At 70.9% G+C, this 20,475-nt stretch carries 20 protein-coding genes and 2 pseudogenes; 11 read left to right on the top strand and 11 right to left on the bottom strand.

All coding sequences use genetic code 11. From position 1 onward, the window contains the following. Positions 1 to 276 precede the first annotated feature (276 nt). Positions 277 to 399 (top strand): annotated as a pseudogene (locus RV986_RS03065) (LLM class F420-dependent oxidoreductase); the annotation flags it as partial. 224 nt (positions 400 to 623) lie between these two features. Here the strand turns inward: RV986_RS03065 and RV986_RS03070 are convergent. The 5 genes from RV986_RS03070 to RV986_RS03090 form a co-directional block, all read right to left on the bottom strand. After that, positions 624 to 1,814: an NAD(P)/FAD-dependent oxidoreductase gene (locus RV986_RS03070; RefSeq protein WP_475915892.1), complete on the bottom strand. Its 1,191-nt coding sequence runs from the start codon at positions 1,812 to 1,814 to the stop codon at positions 624 to 626. Beyond that, the gene (locus tag RV986_RS03075) at positions 1,811 to 2,008 is read right to left on the bottom strand and encodes a ferredoxin (RefSeq protein ID WP_475915893.1); all 198 of its coding nucleotides are present in this window, start codon (positions 2,006 to 2,008) and stop codon (positions 1,811 to 1,813) included. Before RV986_RS03075 ends, RV986_RS03070 begins: the two co-directional genes overlap by 4 nt. 58 nt (positions 2,009 to 2,066) lie before the next feature. Further along, a complete protein-coding gene (locus tag RV986_RS03080) occupies positions 2,067 to 3,311 on the bottom strand; it encodes a cytochrome P450 (RefSeq protein ID WP_475915894.1) in 1,245 nt (414 codons plus the stop codon). A gap of 304 nt (positions 3,312 to 3,615) precedes the next feature. Further along, positions 3,616 to 4,317: a response regulator transcription factor gene (locus RV986_RS03085; RefSeq protein ID WP_475915895.1), complete on the bottom strand. Its 702-nt coding sequence runs from the start codon at positions 4,315 to 4,317 to the stop codon at positions 3,616 to 3,618. 292 nt (positions 4,318 to 4,609) lie between these two features. Then, complete coding sequence (locus tag RV986_RS03090) at positions 4,610 to 5,125, bottom strand: MarR family winged helix-turn-helix transcriptional regulator (RefSeq protein ID WP_475915896.1); 516 nt, start codon at positions 5,123 to 5,125, stop codon at positions 4,610 to 4,612. Between the two features lie 202 nt (positions 5,126 to 5,327). Here RV986_RS03090 and RV986_RS03095 point away from each other — a divergent pair, with 202 nt between their 5' ends. Beyond that, positions 5,328 to 5,576 carry an SDR family NAD(P)-dependent oxidoreductase gene (locus tag RV986_RS03095; RefSeq protein ID WP_475915897.1) on the top strand — a complete coding sequence of 83 codons (249 nt, stop codon included), beginning with the start codon at positions 5,328 to 5,330 and terminating at the stop codon, positions 5,574 to 5,576. Here the strand turns inward: RV986_RS03095 and RV986_RS03100 are convergent. Continuing rightward, positions 5,566 to 5,817 (bottom strand): annotated as a pseudogene (locus tag RV986_RS03100) (SDR family NAD(P)-dependent oxidoreductase); the annotation flags it as partial. The gene RV986_RS03095 and the pseudogene RV986_RS03100 overlap by 11 nt on opposite strands. Before the next feature lie 331 nt (positions 5,818 to 6,148). Here RV986_RS03100 and RV986_RS03105 point away from each other — a divergent pair. From RV986_RS03105 to RV986_RS03120, 4 genes are all read left to right on the top strand, one after another. Beyond that, entirely contained in the window at positions 6,149 to 7,357 is a 1,209-nt protein-coding gene (locus tag RV986_RS03105) for a sensor histidine kinase (RefSeq protein ID WP_475915898.1), read from the top strand. Next, the gene (locus tag RV986_RS03110) at positions 7,354 to 8,034 is read left to right on the top strand and encodes a response regulator transcription factor (RefSeq protein WP_475915899.1); all 681 of its coding nucleotides are present in this window, start codon (positions 7,354 to 7,356) and stop codon (positions 8,032 to 8,034) included. Before RV986_RS03105 ends, RV986_RS03110 begins: the two co-directional genes overlap by 4 nt. A 108-nt stretch (positions 8,035 to 8,142) precedes the next feature. Beyond that, positions 8,143 to 9,012: a LysR family transcriptional regulator gene (locus RV986_RS03115; RefSeq protein ID WP_475915900.1), complete on the top strand. Its 870-nt coding sequence runs from the start codon at positions 8,143 to 8,145 to the stop codon at positions 9,010 to 9,012. A 315-nt stretch (positions 9,013 to 9,327) separates the two neighbouring features. Further along, entirely contained in the window at positions 9,328 to 10,542 is a 1,215-nt protein-coding gene (locus RV986_RS03120) for an MFS transporter (protein ID WP_475915901.1), read from the top strand. A gap of 19 nt (positions 10,543 to 10,561) precedes the next feature. On the opposite strand, the gene RV986_RS03125 is transcribed toward RV986_RS03120, so the two are convergent. From RV986_RS03125 to RV986_RS03135, 3 genes are all read right to left on the bottom strand, one after another. Beyond that, complete coding sequence (locus tag RV986_RS03125) at positions 10,562 to 11,080, bottom strand: hypothetical protein (RefSeq protein WP_475915902.1); 519 nt, start codon at positions 11,078 to 11,080, stop codon at positions 10,562 to 10,564. 181 nt (positions 11,081 to 11,261) lie between these two features. After that, positions 11,262 to 12,023, bottom strand: coding sequence for a DUF6624 domain-containing protein (locus RV986_RS03130; protein ID WP_475915903.1), 762 nt, complete (start codon positions 12,021 to 12,023; stop codon positions 11,262 to 11,264). Further along, entirely contained in the window at positions 12,020 to 12,553 is a 534-nt protein-coding gene (locus tag RV986_RS03135; protein WP_475915904.1) for an ATP-binding protein, read from the bottom strand. The genes RV986_RS03130 and RV986_RS03135 overlap by 4 nt, the downstream gene beginning before the upstream one ends. Before the next feature lie 154 nt (positions 12,554 to 12,707). Between RV986_RS03135 and RV986_RS03140 the strand changes: the two genes are divergently transcribed. Next, positions 12,708 to 13,529 carry an SDR family NAD(P)-dependent oxidoreductase gene (locus RV986_RS03140; RefSeq protein WP_475915905.1) on the top strand — a complete coding sequence of 274 codons (822 nt, stop codon included), beginning with the start codon at positions 12,708 to 12,710 and terminating at the stop codon, positions 13,527 to 13,529. A 1,117-nt stretch (positions 13,530 to 14,646) separates the two neighbouring features. On the opposite strand, the gene RV986_RS03145 is transcribed toward RV986_RS03140, so the two are convergent. Next, a complete protein-coding gene (locus RV986_RS03145) occupies positions 14,647 to 16,056 on the bottom strand; it encodes a hypothetical protein (RefSeq protein WP_475915906.1) in 1,410 nt (469 codons plus the stop codon). A 294-nt stretch (positions 16,057 to 16,350) separates the two neighbouring features. On the opposite strand from RV986_RS03145, the gene RV986_RS03150 reads away from it, so the two are divergent. The 4 genes from RV986_RS03150 to RV986_RS03165 all read left to right on the top strand — a co-directional run bounded on the left by RV986_RS03150 (position 16,351) and on the right by RV986_RS03165 (position 19,015). Continuing rightward, positions 16,351 to 17,172: a helix-turn-helix domain-containing protein gene (locus tag RV986_RS03150; RefSeq protein WP_475924166.1), complete on the top strand. Its 822-nt coding sequence runs from the start codon at positions 16,351 to 16,353 to the stop codon at positions 17,170 to 17,172. Between the two features lie 3 nt (positions 17,173 to 17,175). Beyond that, a complete protein-coding gene (locus RV986_RS03155; protein ID WP_475915907.1) occupies positions 17,176 to 17,421 on the top strand; it encodes a DUF397 domain-containing protein in 246 nt (81 codons plus the stop codon). A 252-nt stretch (positions 17,422 to 17,673) separates the two neighbouring features. After that, the gene (locus RV986_RS03160) at positions 17,674 to 18,174 is read left to right on the top strand and encodes a hypothetical protein (RefSeq protein ID WP_475915908.1); all 501 of its coding nucleotides are present in this window, start codon (positions 17,674 to 17,676) and stop codon (positions 18,172 to 18,174) included. A gap of 31 nt (positions 18,175 to 18,205) precedes the next feature. Continuing rightward, positions 18,206 to 19,015 carry an SAM-dependent methyltransferase gene (locus RV986_RS03165; protein ID WP_475915909.1) on the top strand — a complete coding sequence of 270 codons (810 nt, stop codon included), beginning with the start codon at positions 18,206 to 18,208 and terminating at the stop codon, positions 19,013 to 19,015. On the opposite strand, the gene RV986_RS03170 is transcribed toward RV986_RS03165, so the two are convergent. Next, entirely contained in the window at positions 19,016 to 20,413 is a 1,398-nt protein-coding gene (locus RV986_RS03170; protein WP_475915910.1) for an FAD-binding oxidoreductase, read from the bottom strand. Between the last annotated feature and the right edge of the window lie 62 nt (positions 20,414 to 20,475).

Genomic DNA, 20,475 nt, shown 5'->3' on the forward strand with positions numbered 1-20,475 from the left:
CCGAGGGAACCGTCCGATGCCGTCGGCGAGTCGATCGTCCGAGACACCAACCGGCTTCGACGCCCCCGCCGGCCTGGGGGACTCTCCCGATGAGCGACAGCACACCGGACATCGGCCGTTACGGCATCTTCAGCACCCCGATCCACCAACCCCCGACCGTCCGCGACGAGACGGCCGCGGCGGTGGAGGAACTCGGCTTCGGCGCGATCTGGGCGGCCAACGCCGCCGTCGCCGAGGCCGCCCCGATCCCCGATCCTCGCCGCCACCTCCAAGGTCGTGGTCGGTACCGCCATCCAGAGCATCTGGCGGTCCGAGGCCCCCGAGACCGCCGGGCGGTACGCCGAACTGGAAGCGACGCACCCCGGCCGGTTCCTGCTCGGCCTGGGCGTCAGCCACCCGCAGTCCACCCCGGGGTACCGGCGTCCGTACGCCGCGATGACCGCGTACCTCGATGCGCTGGACGACCCGGCCGCCGGTGCGACGGTGGCGGCCGGGCGCCGCCTGACGGCGGCCCTGGGACCCGGAATGCTCGGGCTCGCCCGGGACCGCACGGCCGGGGCACTGCCCTACCTCGTGACCGCCGAACAGGCCGCCCGGGCCAGGGAGGTGCTGGGCGGCCCCGTCTACGGCACTTCGGCGGTCGGCGGCGCTGTGCCCACGGCCTCCTGCCATGTGGTGCCGGCGGCGACGGACTGCCGCCAGGCACGGATCACCTTGGGCGGCATCCCGATCCCGAGGGCCCCGACCAGACGGTCACCGGTGCGGTAGGCGACCACGAACCTGCGCGCGGCCAACTCGCCTTCCACCACCGCGACTTCGTCGTGTCCGCGCAGATGGCCGAAGGCCTGGACCTTCATGTCGTACTGGTCCGACCAGAAGTACGGCACCGGCGCGAACGGCCTGCGCTCCCCCGGATGCAGCAGATTGCGGGCGGCGGCCATCCCCTGCTCGGCGGCATTGGTCCGGTGCTCGATCCGCATCGACGTCCCGAACAAGGGGTTGTGCCAGCGCGCCACATCCCCCGCCCCGTACACATCGGGAGCCGCGGCACTGAACTCGTCGCACACCAGCCCGTCCCCCACCTTGAGGCCGCTGTTCTCCAGCCACTCGGTGTTCGGCAGCGATCCGATCGCCACCAACACCTCGTCGGCCGGCACCAGTTCACCGCCCGCGAGCAGCACGCCGTCGTCCATCACCTCGGTGACGATCACCCCGGTACGGAGATCGACGCCATGCTCCAGATGGGCCGCCGACAGCACCCGTCCGACCTCGTCACCGACCGCGTGGGCCAGCGGTACCCGCGCGGGTTCCAGGAGGGTGACCTCCGCACCCATGCCCCGCGCCACCGCCGCCGCCTCCGCACCCAGGAACCCCGCACCGACGACCACCAGCCGCCGCCCCCGCTCCAACCGCTCCCGCAGCGCCAGCGCGTCCTCCACCGTCCGCAGCACATGCGCCGCACCCGCACCGGGCAACCGACGCGGACGCACACCGGTCGCCACGATCAGACCGTCGTACGAAATCTGCGACCCGTCCGCCAGCAGCACCGTACGCGCGGCCGCGTCAAGACCCGTCGCGGCCACCCCCAGCCGCAGATCAAGACCCAGCCCACCCAGATCCTCATCCGAACGCAGCGGCAACCGCTCCGCACCCCACTCACCGGACAGAACCCGCTTCGACAACGGCGGCCGGTCGTACGGCGCGTGCACCTCCTCACCCACCAACGTCAACGCACCGCCGAACCCCTCCCTGCGCAACGTCTCGACCGCCGCCAACCCGGCAGCCGAAGCACCGACGACCAGAATCCGCCTCACTTCTCGACCAGCCGGATGGCCGCGGCCGGGCAGATCGCGACGGCCTCGCGGACGCCGTCGAGGAGTTCGGCGCCGGGGTCCTCCTCCAGCAGGATCGCGACACCGTCCTCCTCCCGCTGGTCGAACACTTCGGGAGAGGCCATGACGCACTGCCCCGACGCGACGCACTTCGGTTCGTCCAGTTCTACACGCATGATCTTTTCCTTTCGGGCACTACAGGTCCGGTAGGGGTTTTCGCGGATCGCGGGCCGGTCACCAGGTGACGGGCAGACAGCGGACGCCGTAGGCGGTGCCGCTGTGGTCGAATTCGAGCCGGTCGATCGGCGCGGCCAGGCGCAGGGTGGGAACACGGCGGTGGAGCGTGCCGTGCACGACCTGGAGTTCCAGGCGGGCGAGGGACTGCCCCAGGCACTGGTGGGGGCCGTGGCCGAAGGCGTGGTGCCGGCGCGCGGGACGGCTCAGGTCCAGTCGGTCGGCGTCGGGGAAGATCTCCGGGTCCCGGTTGGCGGCGGACAGTTCGAGGAGGATGCCGTCTCCGGCACGGATGGTCCGGCCGCCGATCTCGATGTCCTGCTTGGCCACCCGCCGCAGACCCGAGTGCACGACGGTCAGATAGCGCAGCAGTTCCTCCACCGCGTCCGCGACCACCTCCGGGTCGGAGGTGTCGCGCAACACGGCGAGTTGCTGGGGGTGTTCGAGCAGCGCGAGGGTGCCTAGGCCGATCATGGCGGCGGTGGTCTCATGACCGGCGACGAGCAGGGCGGCAGCCAGTCGGACGGCCTCGCTCCGTGTCATGTCGCCGGCGTCGACCCGGCCGGCCAGTTCGGAGAGCGTGTCCTCGGCGGGGTGGGTGAGTTTCTCGCCGATCAGGTGGTCCAGGTACGCGGACAGCGCCCGGCTCGCCGCCCGGGACTCCTCCGGCGGGGCATCCCGGTCGAGTGCCCGGTCGCTGTTGCACCGGAAGAACTCGTGGTCGCGGCAAGGCACCCCGAGCAGTTCGGAGAGCACCAGCGCGGGCACGGGCAGCGCGAACGCCGTGTGGAGGTCCGCCGGGTTGGGGCCGGCCAGCAGGTCGTCGATCAGCCGGTCGACGATCTTCTGGACGGGGGCCCGCATCGCCTCGATCCGCCGGCCGAGGAACGAGCCGGTGACCATCCGGCGCAGCCGTGTGTGCTCGGGGACGTCCGTGTTGATGATCATCCTCGGGATGCTTTTCGAGATCTCCTCCCGGTGCGCGCTCACATGGGGGAAGCCGCCGAAGTGCTCGTCGTTGCTGACCCGGGGATCGGCGAGCAGGGCCCGCTGGTCGGCGTGGCGGGTGACCAGCCAGGGTGTGCTCTCGTCCCACATGCGAACCTTCGTGACCGGCTTCACGTCGCGCAGCACGGCCAGTGCCGGGGACGGCGCGAACGGACAGCCGTCCGTCGCCCTGGGCATCGGGAACTCGGGTGCCGGCCGGGCCGCTTCGGGCACGGTGCCTGCCAGTGTCTCAGCCATGTCACTCCTCGGTGGGGGACTCCGCCGGAGCGGAGAACGGGGAACGGCTCGTAGGCCTGCGTAAGCACATGCAACCGGAACGGACTGACACGCTCCGGCCAGTTCCCTGACAGCAACCTGACGTGACGTGGGTCACCATCCGGAGCGACTGCGGCCGACCGGGCGGTCCGTGGAACCCGACGGCCCGCCCGATGCGGTACCACTCGTCTCCCGTCCCTGCTCCCGAGCCCGGTTCCGGACACGTGCCGGGCCACGGCGGCCCCGCAGGGTTCCAGGACCCCTGTCCGGTGCCACGATGTGGAGGTCAGTGGCCGAGCCAGTAGCCGAAGCCCCTGCGCGTGTGAATCAGTACGGGGTCGTCCTGGTCCACCTTGTGCCGCAGGCGGGAGACGAGTTTCTCGATCGCGTTGTCGGCCCGGCTCTCGCCCCACACATGCCGGCAGATCTGCTCCTTGGACAGCACCCGCTCCGCGTTGACCAGCAGATGCCGCAGCAGCCGGTACTCGGCGGGGGTGAGGTCGACCTCCCGGTCACCGCGCCACGCCTGACAGGTCTCGTCGTCCAGCACCAGGTCGTCGTAGGACGGCCCCTGCCGTGCGGGGCCGCGGCCGCGCAGCAGCACCTCGGCCCGCGCCAGGACCTCCGCGATCCGGAAGGGTTTGGTGACGTAGTCCTCCCGGCCCAGGCCGAGTTCGGGAACGAGTTTGCCCAGGGACTGGTACGCGGTGAGGAACAGCACCGGGGGACGATCGGCGGGCGTGAAGCGGCGGCCGCGGTCGAGATCCCGCAGATCGGACAGCATCGCGTCGAGGACGACCAGGTCGAAGCGGTGCTCGACGAGCCGCACCATGGCCTCGGCACCGGTGCTCGCCGTCTTCACCTGATAACCCGCCAACTCCATGGTCGTCGTCAGCAGTTCGATGATCTCGGCGTCGTCGACGACGAGCAGGACGTGTTGCCCGTCGCCACGAGCCGGCGACCGCTTGTCACTCATGTATCCGTCCATGGAAAGACCATCCGTACAGAGCTGGAGCCTCACGGGGGAAGGGCGCCGGGCAGGTACTCGTGCGCCACCCCTCGCCCGTCGTCGGCCGTTCGGCGTGCCCGGACGCCCCGCGGACCAGGGGCACGTCGAACGGGATCGGCGGGCGAGGGGCCGAGCGCCCGCCTCTTCGGCGCCGCGCTCATGTGGGGGGATGGAGTTCACGGGGTTTCTTCGATGGGCAGCCGCCACGGAGGCCGCCGCTTCTCCGGGACCGCGGTAGGGGCGATGCCAGGAGGGTGGTGCCCGCACCCGGTCAGGTGGGGTGTGATGTCTCGGCGGCCTCGGGCCCGGCCTCCTCGTCGGCGTGGGCGAGAAAGTCGTCGACCATGCCGTGGAACAGCGTGGCGAGCCGTTGCAACTCCTCCGGCGTCCAGTCCGCCAAGGCCATCTGCATGCCCCGAGAGCTCGTCTCACGGATCCGGTCGATCGCTTCCCGGCCCGCCGCGGTGAGCTCGATCCGCTGAGCTCTGCGGTCGTCCGGGTCCGGGGCGCGGCTCACATATCCCGTCTTCTGCAGTTGCTGCACCTGGCGGGTGATGTGCGACGCCTCCACGCCCAGCCCGGCCGCCAGCTCGCCGGGACGCATGGGCTCGGCATCGGCCATCTGCCGCAGCAGCGCCACCGCGGCACGGTCCAGCCGCAGTCCGGCGACGGCCATCAGGCGATCGTGCTGACGGACCCGGCTGGTCAGGTAGGAGATGCGGTTGAGAGCTCGCTCGATCTCGATCACGTCGGACGAGGCCGGTGCTGCCGGCAAGGGAGTAGGCATACGCCCACGGTAGCACTGCTTGCCTGACTCAAGTAAGTGTACGATTCGCTTGCTTGACTCAAGTAACTCTCACATGCTTGCCTAAGTCAAGTAGTCGGCCGTCGGGCATTCCGCTACGTCGTCCGGTCGAAGTCCGCACCAGTCGAAGTCCGCACCGAAACAAAGAAAAAGAAACCGGAAACAAAAGAAAGAGGCACACGGGATGAGCAGCACTGGCCTTGAGGGACGCAGCGTGGTCGTCACGGGAGGGGGGTCGGGCATCGGCAGGGCCGCAGCCATCGAGTTCGCCGAGTTGGGCGCGAAGGTGGTGGTCGCGGATCTGAACAAGGACCGGGCGGAGCACGTCGTGGAGACGATCGAGTACGCCGGTGGGCCGGCCCGGGCGGTGATCGGCGACCTGAGCGACCCGCGTGTGGTGGACGCGGTCGTGGACACGGCCGTGACCAGCTGAAGACGATGGAGCCGCCGCCCGCGGCCAGCAGGTGCGGCAGGGTGGCCCGTGTGAGCAGGAAGGGCGCCGTGAGGTTGACCCGTAGGACGTGCTCCCACTCGGTGTCGTCGGTGTCGGCGAGAGCCGACATACGGTCCATGACGCCGGCGTTGTTCACCAGCACGTCCACCCCGCCGTAACCGCGTCCGAGGCCTCCCTGCGCGGGAGTACGGCGGGCGCCGCGCTGCGCGAGGGCCTCGACCCCGACAGCGCGGCGGCGCTCTTCCAGGCCGTGCTCAACGGTCTGCAGGCCCAGTGGCTGCTCAATCAGCGCCTCGACATCGTCGAACCGCTCAACCGCTTCCTCGACCTCATTCTCGTGTCCGACGACCAGGTGCACCGCGGCCCCCAGGTGTGACCGCCGCGGTCGCACGGCGAGTGGATCGTCGTGCCCAGGGACGACATACCGGTCCTTTCGTACTGCGTCCCGAGTAGCCCGGAGAGTCGGCCGACACATGACGACAGGACACCCCCTGCTCGCGGAAGCTGAGAAGGTTCACCATGGCCACAGCACCCGACAGGACACCCTTCCGATGATCACCAACTGGCAGCGGTTCGCCAAGGAGCATCCCCGCGTCGTCGACGCGGCGGTCGTCCTGCTGCTGTTCGCGGCCGCCGCCCTCGGAAGCGCCTGGACCGGCGACGAGCCCACCGCCCAGTGGATCGCCTCGTGGCCCGGTGTGCTCCTGGCGGGCACCGGCGCCCTCGCCACGCTGTGGCACCGCAGGTACCCCCTCACCGTGGTCGCGGTGACCGCGGCCACCGCCAACGCCGCCAGCGCGCTGGGTTACCTGATCACTCCCCTGCTGCTGGCACCGCTCATGGCCGCGCTGTACTGGCTGGCCGTCCACACCGACCGGAGGACCGCGCGCATCGGCCTCTTCGGCAGCGCCGCGCTGCTGGTCACCACCGCGCTGGTCTTCGACCCGGACCACCACCCGCTGTCCCTCAGGACGGTCGGGCCCGTCTTCTGGGTGCTGGTGCCCATCACCTGGGGCACCGCGACCCGGTTGCGGAGCGCCTATCTGGAAGCCGTGCAGGCCCGCGCCGAATTCGCCGAGCGCACCCGTGAGGAGGAGGCACGGCACCGGGTCGCCGAGGAACGCATGCGCATCGCCCGCGAGCTGCACGACGTGGTCGCCCACCATCTCGCGCTGGCCAACGCCCAGGCCGGGACGGCCGCGCATCTCCAGCGCACCCACCCCCAGCAGGTCCAGAAGATCCTCGACGATCTCGCCGGCACCACCGCCTCGGCGCTGCGCGAACTCAAGGCCACCGTCGGCCTGCTGCGCCAGGCCAACGAACCCGACGCACCGCTGGAACCCTCCCCCGGCCTGGACCGGCTCTCCGAGCTCACCTCGGCGTTCGCGACGGCCGGGCTCAAGGTCGCCGTCACCACCGAGGGAGAGCCGCGGCGGCTGTCACCGGGAGTGGACCTGACCGCCTTCCGCATCATTCAGGAGGCGCTCACCAACGTCACCAAGCACGCCGCCTCGGACACCGCGCACGTACGGCTCGCCTACGCCCACAACCGGCTGACCATCACGGTCACCGACGACGGCGCGGCCATGGCGCCCGCCGCGCCGGCGCCGGGCCACGGCTTCGGCCTCATCGGCATGCGTGAACGCGCCCTCTCCGTGGGCGGCGGGCTCAGGGCCGATCACCGGGCCGAGGGCGGCTTCGAAGTCTCCACCGATCTGCCGCTGCACTCCCCCGCTCCGGAAGAGGACCGCACCCCATGACCATCAGTGTGCTGCTCGCCGACGACCAGGCCCTGCTCCGCGCCACCTTCCGGATCCTCATCGACTCCTGCCCCGACCTCGAAGTCGTCGACGAAGCCACCAACGGCAAAGAAGCCGTCGACCTCGCCCGCATCCACCAACCCGACATCGTCCTCATGGACATCCGCATGCCCCACACCGACGGCCTCACCGCCACCGCCACCATCTGCAACGACCCCCACCTCCACACCACCCGCGTCCTCATCCTCACCACCTTCGAAATCGACGAATACGTCGCCCAGGCCCTCCGCGCCGGAGCCAGCGGCTTCCTCGGCAAAGACGTCGGCGCCGACGCCCTCCTCGACGCCATCCGCACCGTCGCCGCCGGCGACACCCTCCTCTCCCCCCAAGCCACCCGCTCCCTCATCACCCGCTTCCTCACCACCCCCACCCCCGGCACCCCCCTCGCACCCCCACAAGCCCTCACCACCCTCACCGCCCGCGAACGCGAAGTCATGGCCCTCGCCGCCGAAGGCCACTCCAACAACGAAATCGCCGCCCAACTCACCGTCAGCCCCCTCACCGTCCGCACCCACATCCACCGCGCCATGACCAAACTCGGCGCCCGCGACCGCGCCCAACTCGTCGTCATCGCCTACCAAACCGGCCTCATCACCCCCACACCACCCACCCAATGACCACACGCGGCACGTACTCGCCCGCCCCGCTCTGTGATAACCCAGAAGGAGATGGCCCTGGGAGATCGTCATCTCCGAGGGAGATGAGCTGCGGCATCGGGAGAGGACATGGATCTGCGGCAGATGGAGGTCGTCGTCGCGGTGGCCGAGGCGGGCGGGTTCACGGCGGCGGCTCAGCGGCTGCATGTGGTGCAGTCCGCGGTGTCGAGCACGGTACGCGCGCTGGAGCGGGAGCTGGGGACCGCACTGTTCGACCGCACCACGCACCGGGTGTCCCTGACCTCTGCGGGCGAGGCGTTCGTGCCGGCCGCGCGGGCGGCGTTGCGGGCCGCCGAACAGGCGCGGTCGGCGGTCGACGCGGTCCAGGGGCGGCTGCGGGGGCGGGTGACGGTCGGCACGATGCAGGGGGTGTGGGCCGAACTGCACCGTCCGCTGGCGGCGCTGCGCGCGGAACACCCGGGGGTGGTGGTGCGGCTGCGGCAGGCGGCGGTGACCGACATCCGTCAGGCGCTGCGTGAGGGAACGGTGGATCTGGCCGTGGTCGCCCTCGACCGTCAGCAGCAGCGCGGGCTGGTGGCGCGGCTGCTCACCCGGGAGGAGATGGTGCTGGTGTCCGCACCGGGACGGGGCCTCACAGGCTCCGGCCCCGACGGGACGGTCACACTCGCCGAGGCGGGCCGGCTGCCACTGGTCGATTTCACGCCCGGCTGGGCGATCCGCCTCGCCGTCGACCGGGCGTTCCGTGCCGCCGCCGTGGAGCGGGAGTCGACGTTCGAGGTCAACGACATCGTCGCGGCCTCCGAACTCGTCCGCGCCGACCTGGGCGTCTGCGTCATGCCGCTGTCGATCGCCACCCGCTTCCCCGACCTGCGCACACATCGCTTCGACCGGCACGCGCCGAAGTGGAAGATCATGCTGGTCCGTCCCCACGGCGAGGCGCCCCCGGCGGTAGCCGCGCTCCTGCGCCACATGACCTGACCAAGCCCCGCAGGACGCCACCCGAGAGACCGCGAGGGCCGTCACCTCCGGTCGCCTCCGGTCACTTCCGGTCACTTCCGGAGATCACCGGAGACCTCTGGGGCCTCCGGTGGCCCCCGGTGGCCCCCGCTCCTCTCCGGCCCTCTCTGGTCATCTCTGATGGAGATGACCGACATCTCTCATCATCGTCGGCACAGGGGAAGCACTGAGGCGCTCCGGGCGCTGAGCACACCGTACGAGCGGCAAGGAGGCCGCTCGGACACCACTCAGCGCTTCCCGAACCGCTCAACCGGTTCCCTTCCCGAGAAGGTGCCCGTGTCGAAGTCCCCCGTCCTCAAGTCATCGGGCCAGGACACCACCGCCCAGGCCGCGCACGGTGTGCCGGGCTGGCTGGTCGCGCTCTTCGCCGTCGCCTCCGGGATGACGGTCGCCAACCTCTACTACGCCCAGCCGCTGTTGTCCTCGCTGCGCGATGTCTTCCACGTCGGCACCACGGCCGCCGGCGGACTCATCACCCTCACCCAGGTCGGCTACGTCCTGGGCATGCTCTTCCTCGTCCCGCTGGGCGACCGGCTGGAGAAGCGCGGGCTGATCACCGTGCTGCTGACCGTCACAACGCTCGCCCTGGTCGCGGCCGGTCTCGCCACCAGCTTCCCCATGCTGCTGGCCGCCTCCCTGATCAGCGGCGGTACCTCGGTCGTCGCCCAGATCCTGATCCCGTTCGCGGCGAGCCTCGCGCCCGACCACGCCCGCGGCCGGATCGTCGGACGGGTGATGAGCGGTCTGCTCACCGGCATCCTGCTCTCCCGCACCCTCAGCAGCCTGGTCTCCGACGTCGCCGGCTGGCGGGTGGTCTACCTCGGCTCCGCCGTCCTGATGGCGCTGCTGGCCCTGGCCCTGCGCGCCGCCCTGCCGCAGCACGCGCCGACCACGACCATCCCGTACACCCACGTCCTGCGCTCCACGCTCCAACTGGTGCGCACCCACCCGGTGTTGCTGCGCCGAGGTCTCTACCAGGCCGCGATGTTCGGCGCGTTCAGCGCGTTCTGGACCACCGTGTCGTACGTCCTCACGGGCCCCCACTTCCACTACTCGCCGGTCGGAGTCGGCCTCTTCGCGCTCGTCGGCGCCGCCGGTGCGGCCGTCGCCCCGTTCGCCGGTCACTGGGCCGACCGGGGGCTCGTGCGTCCCATGACCGGGGTCGCCTTCGCCGTCGCGGCGCTGGCGTTCGCGCTCGCGGGCTTCGGCCAGTCCCACATCACCCTGATCGCCCTGGCCGCGATCCTCGTCGACACGGCCGTACAGACCACCCTGATCCTCGGCCAGCACACCATCTACCAGCTCGACGCGAACGCTCGCGCCCGTCTCAACAGCGTCTTCATCGCGACCTTCTTCGTCGGTGGCGCGCTCGGCTCCCAGCTCGGCTCGATCGCCTACCACGCCGGGGGCTGGACCGCGGTCACCGCCCTCGGCGCCGCCCTTCCGGTGCTGGCCCTGCTCTACTGGACCACGGAACGCCGTACGGTCTGATCGGTCGCCCGGCGACGGATCACGACCCCGCTTCCCTCCGCAGGAAGTTGCTCACCTGACAGGCGAGGCTGTCCCTCGCCGAGTCGGAGCGGGCGGCGGCATCGACCGAGCCCTCGTACAGGTCGATGCCGCCCGCCCACAGGTACCGGTCGGTCCACTCGTCGTCGACCTTCAGCTGGATCTGGATGTCGACCCGGGGCAGGGAGGCGTCCGGGCCCGCGGCGTAGAGAACCGCGGTGGCCCGGCGCAGCGGGTAGACGTCGTAGCCCTCGATGAACTGGGAGTTGCGCCAGTCCAGGAAGGCGCTCTCGCCGTCGGGGCCGATACGGATGTCCATCTGGCCGTCCTCCAGGTGGATGCCGAAGTGCTCGCCTCCCCGGTTCTCGACGGTCACCCGGCACCGGAAGTAGGTCATTCCTTCGGCGGCGTCGTCGCGTCCCCGCGGCGGCTCCGCCCGTTCCACCCCGTGGACGCGGACACGCAGGCCGGCATGCTCGTCGTACTCCTGCCAGTCCCCGACCACGTTCGGCTCGTGCACGGTCCACCTCTCCACCTCAGAGAGCTGTTTCCTATCTGTGCCCTCAACTGGGTGTCAAATGAGTGGTAGGTACCGTGGCCAGGGTTTTTCCCCTCCTTGATCGGCGATCAAGCCGTGCCCAGCCAGAACCCGTGTCCCTGCCGTTGCCGGGACATTTCCGCACGTGCTGCACATCACGTTCTCAGGCACCGCGACGCAGTGCCCGCATCTGTTCGTCGAGCGGGGCGAGACCCACGTCGCGGCGTCGCTCGTCGAGAGTGTCGGGCCGCCGGGTCGGATACGGACGGAAGGTCGCCGGGTTGACCCGGGTGCCGTAGAACTGCGGCTGACCCAGTGCGACCGCGCAGTGGTCGGCGATGTAGGCGTGGTGCGGGCCGGGGCAGCGTCCGTCCGCGGTGGCCTGGGCGATCAGCTCTCGGCAGCGGAGCTGGAAGTCGAGGTCCGGGGCGTGCAGCAGGATCATCAGGGCCGCCGTCGAGGCGGGTGCCCCGACCAGGTCCGCGGCCGGCCAGCCGTGCCGGCGGACGATCGTCGCGAGGGCGTCGGCGTTGGTTCTGCGGCACTCGGCCAGGCCGAGCCGGACCTGCGGGGTGGGGTTCAGCCGTGCCTGCCGCATCAGGTGCTGTTCCTCGTCGGCCCGGCGCGAGAGTTCCCGGGCGAGCGCGACCGCGAATGCCGGGAGGATCCGCGCCGACGCGCCCTCCGACTCCGTCGGTCCACCGCGCGCCGCCGCCTGTGGACCGACCGGCTCCACCGGTGAGCCCCCCGGGTCCGCCGGTAGGCCCCTTGGCGCCGCGGGTATGCCCTCCGGCTCCTTCGGCGAGCCGTCCGGGCCCGCCCGCGTACCGTCGTCCCGCTCACCGCGCATGCCGTCCGGGCCCGCCCGGGTGCCACCCGGTTCTGTCGGCGCGCCGATCGCGAGGTGTCCCGAAGAGCGCTTCACGGCATGCCCCATAACTCCAGCGTGAACCACACCTTCTTGCCCGTGGTGCCGGGGTCGGGTGGTGCGATGCCCCAGTCGTCGGTCAGGACCGCGACGATGGCCAGTCCGCGCCCCGACTCCTCGGAGCCGTCCGCGCCGCGCGGCCGCGGCAGGGCGGGCGAGCGGTCGGCGACCGTCACCCGCAGTTCGTGCCCGAGGTACTCAAGGGTGACGGTGATCGTGTCACGGGGGCCGGGGCTCCCGTGCTTGACCGCGTTGGCGAACAGCTCGTCCGTCGCGAGGACGGCGTTGTCGAGGAGCTCGGGGGCCGGCCGCAGATGGGTGAGGTGCTCGGCGACCATCATCCGCACACCGGCCGCGCGCGACGGGTGGGCGGGGACCGTGGTCCGCACCAGGCTGGGGTGGTTCACGGGGCGCTCGGCGACGTCACCGGTCCGGGTCCGGGCCGTGGGCACCTGGACGTCCGTCGCAGGGGCGTCGTGCGGCGATGAGGGCGACGGCCCGCGGCGATCAGCCCTGGATGCCGTCATCGATCCTCCTTCGTGTGCAGCGCGGGTGGGGGATGTGCTCGGTGGCTGCCCGTGCAGCCAACAGCTCATGGCCATGGGTCGACCAGGGGGTATCGGGGTTGTCCGGTTGCAGGCGCGTAGTGACATGGGATGTATGTTCGATCGAGTGAGGAACGTGAGCGATGGCCGGACGTCGGCAGGCCCGGGCGAGCTCACCGGATGGTCCGGCGTACGCGGCAAGCGCGTGCTGGTCACCGGTGGCACCCGAGGTCTCGGCGAACAGATCGTGCGGCTGCTCGCCGCCGAAGGGGCCCGGGTGGCGACCTGTGCGCGTACCGCGGCGGATCTGGAGGCGCTGACGGCTTCGCTGGACTCGCCGGACTCGCCGCTGCTCACACGGGCGCTCGACGTCACCGAGCCGGAGCGCCTGGAGGAGTTTGTCGCGGCCATGGCGAAACGTTTCGGCGGTCTCGACGGGGTGGTGGCCTGTGCGGGCGGATCCCGCGGTGGCCGTTTCGAGGAGACGGAGGCCGCGGACTGGACGGCGACCTGGGAAGTGAACGTCGGCCATGCCGCGCGGCTGGTCCGGGCCGCGGTGCCGCATCTGCGGGCGGCCGGCGGCGGATCGGTCGTGGTGATCTCGTCGATCTCCGGCTGGAAGCCCGGTCCGCCCGTCCCGTACGGGGTCGCGAAGTCCGCCCAGATCCAGCTGGCCGCCTCGCTCGCCCGTGAGCTCGGGCCGGACGGGATCCGGGTGAACGCCGTCTCCCCCGGGTCGATGCTCATCCCGGGCCGGCGCTGGGACCGGATGCGCAGGGAGGACCCCGAGGGGTACGCCGGATTCGTGGCGACGGAACTTCCGAGCGGGGAGCCGGTTGCTCCGCAGGAAGTGGCGCGTGTGGTGGCGTTCCTGCTGTCGGACTGGTCGAGCGGTATCTCCGGCGCCCATCTCCCTGTCGACCGCGCCCAGAACGCGCCCTCGCCCGACGGGTACTGAGCAACGGCCACGGCCACGGCTACGGCCGTGGCCGCGGGGAGGCGTAGGGCCGGCGGCCGTCCCGCCCGCGCCTCCCACGGCGGGGCGCCGACGGAATCGGTACCGGGGGCGCCGCCGGGCGAAGTCGAACCGCCGCGATGCGCACGCGATCCACGGGCGGGCGGGGCCCCGGCGTCGCGCTCCGCGCCGGAGCCACCGGCGAGCGGCCCCGGGCCACCCGCCGCATCAGCCCTCGCTCCCGCCCCTGGAGCCACCCTCGTCCCACGGGCCACTCCCGCCCTGGGACGCCGCTCCCGTCCCGGGGACTGCTCCCGTCCCGGGTGCCCTTGCCGTCCCGGGGACTGCTTCCGCCTCAGGGACTCCTCCCGGCCCAGGTGCTCTTCCCGCTCCAAGGGCTCTTCCCGCCCCGGGCGCTGCCCCCGCCCCGCGGGCTCCTCCCGCCGCAGAAACTGCTCCCACCCCAGGGACTCCTCCGGGCCCAGGTACCCTTCCCGCCTCAAGGACTCCTCCCGCCCCGGGGGACCTTCCCGCCACAGAGACTGCCCCCGCCCCAGGGACTCCTCCCGGCCTGGGGAATCTTCCCGCCCCGGGCGCTGCCCCCGCCCCGCGGGCTCCTCCCGCCGCAGAAACTGCTCCCACCCCAGCGACTCCTCCCGGCCCAGGTACCCTTCCCGCCCCAAGGACTCCTCCCGCCCCGGGGGACCTTCCCGCCACAGAGACTGCCCCCGCCCCAGGGACTCCTCCCGGCCTGGGGAATCTTCCCGCCCCGGATGCTCTTCCCGTCCCAAGGGCTCTTCCCGCGCCGGAGACCGCTCCCGCCCCAGGGGCTCTTCCGGTCCCAGGGGCTGTTTCCGCCCCGGAGGCTCTGTCCGGCCCGGGAGCTGCGCTCCTCCCGCGGGCTGCGCCCCTCCCGGGTAGGGCGCCCCTCCCGGGTAGTGCTTCCCTCCCCGGTAGTTCTCTGCTCCCGGAACCGCTCTCGCCTCGGGGGCAGTCCGCCTCCCCGTCATGTGGTCTTGCCCCGCGTGGGTCCGGGACCGCGTGTGGAAAGTTCCTCCATGGGTTCGTGCGGCTCTTGCGTCGCCGGTCGGCGGGGTTAAGTCACCCGCTTCCCTCCCCGTCACGCCACCGCCCCGAGCACCGCTCGGGACCTGAGTTCGAACTCCTGCACAAGGGGTTCGTCGCGGCGCGGCTCCAGCCGTCGGCGGAAGTCGCGCAGGGCCTGGATCGACCGCTCGCTGTGCACGGTACTGAGGGTGTCGAGCGCTTCGGTGGCGGTGCCGACGGCCTCGTCGAGCCGGTCCTGCTGGAGATGCGCGGTCGCGAGGACGGAGCGGCTGATGGCCTGGCGCCTGCGCCGGTCGGCGTTGGCGCTCAGCGACTCGCTCGCCGTGCGCTCGGCCTGCCCGGCGAGCCCGAGGTCACGGAAGCACAGCGCGGCCTCGGCCTGCAGATAGTGGTGGTCGAGATAACGCACCCAGACGGACTCCTGGTCGGCGCCCCGGCTCACGTCCAGTTGCTGTTCCGCGAGGCGCAGCGCCTCGGAGGCCTCGCACGAGTGTCCCTGGGCGGCGTGCCCGCGCGCCGACATGGCGTACAGGCGCATCAGTCCGAGCGGGCTGCCCGCTCCCTTCGCGGTGGCGACTCCGGCCCGGGCCAGGGCCACCCCCTCGTCGGGACGGCCCAGGTTGGTGGCCAGATGGGAGAGCCCGGCGAGGATCTGACCGCCCAGCACCCGGTCACGGCCCTCGGCGCACAGCCGTAACCCCTGGGTCATGTACCGCTGCGCGAGCCCGTACTCCCCCGCGTCGTACGAGCTCCAGCCGGCCATCGCGGCGAGGCGCGCGGCAGCCGCGTACAACTGGCGCTGCAGCTGCGGCGGTGTGCCGCGCCGCTGCAGCATGGGCACGACCTCGGTGGACAGGTAGTGCACGATGCTGGTGCGCACCCCGCCGCCGCCGTAGTGGTTGTCCATCTGGTCGAACATGGCGATCATCGCGTGCACCTGCTCGACCGGCCCGCCGTTCGCCACCGGCGTCGGACGGCAGCCCTCCTGTTCCAACAGCCACAGCAGCCACTCGCGTTGAGGGTTCGTCAGCGCGGCGGCGACGAAGGGGACGGTGCCGAGCAGGCTGCGCCGGGAGATGTCGGTGAACCCCAGTTCGGCCAGGGTGTGCAGGGTTTCGGCGACGTCCGCGCCATAGACGAGCGCCCGGCCCGCGACCGGGCGCTGCTGATCGGAGTGGAAGCCGAGGACGGCGGGCGAGACGGCGCGCCCGAGCCGCTCGGACAGCACGGCGGCGATCAACTCCGGTGTGGTACCCCGGGGTTGCTGGCCCTGGAGCCAGCGGGTGACCGAGGCCTTGTCGTAGTTGGAGTCCGTACCTTGGCGGCGGCCCAGTTCGTTGACCCTGAGGGCGAGGGAGGCGTAGGAGCAGCCCGCGTCCTTGAGCGCGGCCGCCAGCGCTGTGTTGGCCCCGGTGGGGCCCTTGCCCGTGCTCCTTGATTGTCCGTCGCTCACGGTGGCCACCCAGGTCTCGCATCACGGTCCGTACGGCTGCGCCCGTACCTGCCGGTACGTAATCTCGCTACGGCAGAGCACAGTTGAGCGCTCGTCGCCTCTGACTGTGCGACAGGTCACTCGATCACTATGGTGGCCGACAGGCTCAACACGCAACCAGCGTTCTGATAATTTCAGAACGATCCGCATCGCCCTGTCTCTGTCAACGCCCCCGTGGCACACTGCACGCTGTGATACAGCCATACCGGGAGGTAGGACGTGAGTGACAACCGCTCTGGCGGCAGTGCACCCACGGTCCTGCGGATGGTTCTCGGCAAGCGGTTGCGACAACTGCGCGAGCAGGCCGGAGTGTCGTTCGAGGAGGCGGCACGGGCGATCGAGGTCACTCCGCTGACGGTCCGCCGGATCGAAAAGGCCGAGGTCGGTCTTCGGATCCCCTACGTAAGGGAGTTGCTGCACACCTACGGGGTCCCGACGAAGGAGATAGACGACTTCCTCGCCCTGGCCAGGGAGGCGAACCAGCCGGGCTGGTGGTACAAGTACCGCGACGTGCTGCCCGAGTGGTTCAGCGCCTACGTGAGCCTGGAGAGCGAAGCCAGCGTCATCCGCCTCTACGAACCCCACTACGTCCCCGGCCTGTTGCAGACCAACGACTACGCCACCGCGCTGATGCGGGTCGGCTTCCCCAACGAGTCGAAGGAGGACATCGCCCGCCGCGTCGCCCTGCGGACCAGGCGGCAGGATCTGCTCGCCAAGCCGGACGCGCCCGCTGTCTGGGCCATCCTGGACGAGACGGTGCTGCGCCGCCCGGTGGGCGGGGCCGAGGTGATGCGGGCCCAGATCGACCGGCTGCACGAGGTCCTGGACATGCCGAAGGTCAGGATCCAGGTCATGCGCTTCGGGGTGGGGGCACACCCCGGTGCCTTCGGCCCGTTCCACCACTTCCGCTTCGGCTTCTCCGAACTGCCCGACGTCATCTACACCGAAAGTCTTGCCGGCGCGGTCTACGTCGACCGGCCCGCCGACGTCGTCACCTATCTCGAAGTACTGGACCGGATGTCCGTGCAGGCGGAACCGGTCGCTCGGACCAGGGCCATCCTGGGTGAACTGCGTAAGGAGTTGTGATCCATGGGATCCAAGGGCCCCATCTACAGCGGCATGCCGGCCGTCGACCTGGGCTCCGAGGGCTGGGAGAAGCCCTGGAGCGGTACGAACGGGGGGAGTTGTGTCGAGGCCAAGCGGCTGCCCGACGGCAGCGTGGCCTTTCGCCAGTCAAAGGACCCGGACGGGCCCGCGCTGGTCTACAGCCGGGACGAGATGATCTCGTTCCTGGAAGGCGCCAAGTCCGGTCAGGCCGACTTCCTGGTCGCCTGAGGCGCGCGAGAGAGCCGTCTGAAGCGCGGGAAGACCGCCCGAGCCCCGGGAGAGTCACCCGTCGCTCGGGCACCCACCGGAGCCGCACCACTACGCCCGCACAACCGGACAACCCGCACGCCTTCTCCCGCTGTGCGGGTTGTCCGTTCACACTGAGGGAATCGGTCGTCCCGGAGGGAGCGGTATGCGCACCGGTCCTTGTTCCACGGTGGGTCCTCGGCCCGAGGCGGATCCCCGTTCCGAGGTGCGGGGATGATCCTCGACCAGGCTCTCACCCAGTGCCGGACCCTGGTCGTCGAAGGTCCCGACGGGATCAGCAGAAGTACATTGATCGCCGAGCTGGCCCGGCACGGATTCCTGATCCGGCGCTGCCGGGGGCCCCTTCACCATGTGGACCCCACCCAGCCGTACCGCGAACTGCTCGCCGCACCGGGCCGACTGGCCGTCGACGGCAGCCTCGTCCACGAACTGGTCTACGGACCGCTGCGCCGCGGGCGCTCCCGGGTGACATGGATCCAGGCCCTCGACTTCGCCGAAGCGGTGGCGGAACGCGACGGCGCCCTCGTCCACGTCACCGGCGGGACGGACGACACCGAAGCGGTCGACGCATACGAGCGGGCGCTGCGCACCCTGGCCCAGCATGTCCCCGTGGTGACCCTCGACGCCGACGACATCAGCCCCCCGATCCGTGGCCCCGCCTGCACCCACCCTCAACTCGGGCGATACAAAAGGCAGTTGACGGTAGGTTACTGACAGACCCCGTGACGCAGGCAGGAGACATTCCATGGCAGACGGCCGGCCCACCCCCGACCAAGAGGCACTGTCCAAGATCGACACCACGGTGCCGCACTCGGCCCGCATCTGGAACTACTGGATGGGCGGAAAGGACAACTACGAGGTCGACCGGGTCGCGGGCGACGCCTACCGCAAGGTCGCGCCGAACATCGAGACCATGGCCCGCGCCTCCCGGGAGTACCTGATCCGGACGGTGACCTTCGTGGCCGGCGAGCTCGGCATCCGCCAGTTCCTGGACATCGGCACCGGCCTGCCCTCGTACGACAACACCCACCAGGTCGCCCAGCGGGTGGCCCCCGAGTCGCGGATCGTCTACGTCGACAACGACCCCCTGGTGCTGCGCCACGCCCAGGCGCTGCTGACCAGCACCCCCGAGGGCGTCACCAACTACATCGACGCGGACCTGCACGAGCCCGAGAAGATCGTCGAGGCGGCGAGCAGGATCCTGGACTTCGACCAGCCCGTCGCCCTGATGCTCATGGGCATCCTCGGTCACATCCAGGACTACGAGGAGGCCAAGTCGATCGTCCGCACCCTGCAGGCCGCCCTGCCCTCCGGCAGCTACTTCGTGCACTACGACAGCACCGACACCGATGCCGCGCTCAAGCAGGCCCAGCAGGGCTACGACGACACCGGCGCCGTCCCGTACGTACTGCGCAGCTTCGACCAGATCTCCGCGTACTACGAGGGTCTCGAACTGGTGGAGCCCGGCATCGTGTCCTGCCCCATGTGGCGCCCGGAGCCCGGCACCACGCCGGAGTACACGGACGTCCACGGCGGGGTGGCCCTCAAGTCGTGATCAGGTGTGCGACGCCGGTTCGATGTTCTGGTTGAGGCGGAACAGGTTGTCCGGGTCGCGGTCGGCCTTGATACGGGCCAGCCGGTCGTAGTTGTCGCGGTAGCTGGCCCGTACACGCTCCTGGCCCTCGTCCATCATCATGTTCACGTAGGCCCCGCCCGCGGAGTACGGGTGCAGCGCGTCGAAGTAGTCGACGCTCCACCGCTTGACGAGTTCGGCATGGGCCGGGTCGGAGTCGACGCCCGCGTACACGGACGCCCAGCGGGCGTCGCGGTAGCTCCAGGCGGTGTCCGTCGGTGCGTGGTCGTGGACGGCGCCGTCGATCGGGTACATGTGCATCGTCGATTTCCAGGTCGGCAGTTCGGCGCTGTACCTGGAGTGCGCCTCGACCGCCTCGTCGGGGATCTCGTCGACGAAGTCCGCGCGCCAGTACCACTGGTCGCCGGGCGGATAGGCACCGTCGAACGCGGCCTGGAGCGTGGGGTGGGACATTGGCGCTGCTCCGTGCAGCAGCGGCTCGGGCACGGCGTCGAGGAGGGGTGCCATCTCCCCGGCCGCCGCCTCCGTGTCGTCTCCGACGCGGCACCAGACGACCCCGCAGACCTTGCGCAGCTGGATCTCCTCGGGGAACGGCGGGCCGGGCGGGACGGAGCCGAACAGGAAGAAGGCGTTCAGCTCGCGCGGGGCGTTCGGGATGAAGTCGCGGTAGACGGTGAGGACTTCGGCGCCGAGTTCGACGGGCCAGAAGGTGGGACCCGCGACGACCGTGCTCACCTCGTGCAGCCGGAACAGGAACGAGGTGACGACTCCGAAGTTGCCGCCGCCCCCGCGGATCGCCCAGTACAGGTCGGTGTTCTCCGTGCCGCTCGCGCGCACGTGCTCGCCGTTCGCCAGGACGAGGTCGGCCTCCAGGAGGTTGTCGACGGTCAGCCCGCACGTGCGGGTGAGGTGCCCGACGCCGCCGCCCAGGGTGAGGCCGCCGACCCCCGTCGTGGAGATGATGCCCGCGGGTGTGGCCAGGCCGTGCTCGTGGGTGGCACGGTCGACCTCGCTCCACACACAGCCGCCGCCGACCCGTACCGTGCGGGCCTTCGGGTCGACCTCGATGTCCTTGAGCGGTGAGAGGTCGAGGACGACACCATCGTCGCAGACCCCCAGGCCCGCGCCGTGATGGCCTCCGCCTCGCACGGCGAGCGGGAGCCCGTGGTCGCGGGCGAAACCGATGACGTAGGAGACGTCCTCGGGGCTGGTGCACCTCGCCACCAGGGCGGGCCGCCGGTCGATCATCGCGTTGTAGACGGTACGGGCCTCGTCGTACTCGGAGTCGCCGGGTCCGATCAGCTGCCCCTTGAATCCGGCCAGTTCCTGTCGCGCCGCCTGTGCCGGTGTGATGGACATGGGCATGCGCCTCCCCGTGCTGGGGACCGGTTCCGGGCACCCGTGTCCGGGGCCTCTGCTCC

The sequence above is a fragment of the Streptomyces sp. RLA012 genome, from assembly GCF_056270325.1.

Coding starts and splice junctions, on each gene's coding strand:
- RV986_RS03075 (WP_475915893.1), bottom strand. CDS start 2,008: ATGCGTGTAGAACTGGACGAACCGAAGTGCGTCGCGTCGGGGCAGTGC.
- RV986_RS03080 (WP_475915894.1), bottom strand. CDS start 3,311: ATGGCTGAGACACTGGCAGGCACCGTGCCCGAAGCGGCCCGGCCGGCA.
- RV986_RS03085 (WP_475915895.1), bottom strand. CDS start 4,317: ATGGACGGATACATGAGTGACAAGCGGTCGCCGGCTCGTGGCGACGGG.
- RV986_RS03090 (WP_475915896.1), bottom strand. CDS start 5,125: ATGCCTACTCCCTTGCCGGCAGCACCGGCCTCGTCCGACGTGATCGAG.
- RV986_RS03095 (WP_475915897.1), top strand. CDS start 5,328: ATGAGCAGCACTGGCCTTGAGGGACGCAGCGTGGTCGTCACGGGAGGG.
- RV986_RS03105 (WP_475915898.1), top strand. CDS start 6,149: ATGATCACCAACTGGCAGCGGTTCGCCAAGGAGCATCCCCGCGTCGTC.
- RV986_RS03110 (WP_475915899.1), top strand. CDS start 7,354: ATGACCATCAGTGTGCTGCTCGCCGACGACCAGGCCCTGCTCCGCGCC.
- RV986_RS03115 (WP_475915900.1), top strand. CDS start 8,143: ATGGATCTGCGGCAGATGGAGGTCGTCGTCGCGGTGGCCGAGGCGGGC.
- RV986_RS03135 (WP_475915904.1), bottom strand. CDS start 12,553: ATGACGGCATCCAGGGCTGATCGCCGCGGGCCGTCGCCCTCATCGCCG.
- RV986_RS03150 (WP_475924166.1), top strand. CDS start 16,351: ATGGTTCTCGGCAAGCGGTTGCGACAACTGCGCGAGCAGGCCGGAGTG.
- RV986_RS03155 (WP_475915907.1), top strand. CDS start 17,176: ATGGGATCCAAGGGCCCCATCTACAGCGGCATGCCGGCCGTCGACCTG.
- RV986_RS03160 (WP_475915908.1), top strand. CDS start 17,674: ATGATCCTCGACCAGGCTCTCACCCAGTGCCGGACCCTGGTCGTCGAA.
- RV986_RS03165 (WP_475915909.1), top strand. CDS start 18,206: ATGGCAGACGGCCGGCCCACCCCCGACCAAGAGGCACTGTCCAAGATC.
- RV986_RS03170 (WP_475915910.1), bottom strand. CDS start 20,413: ATGTCCATCACACCGGCACAGGCGGCGCGACAGGAACTGGCCGGATTC.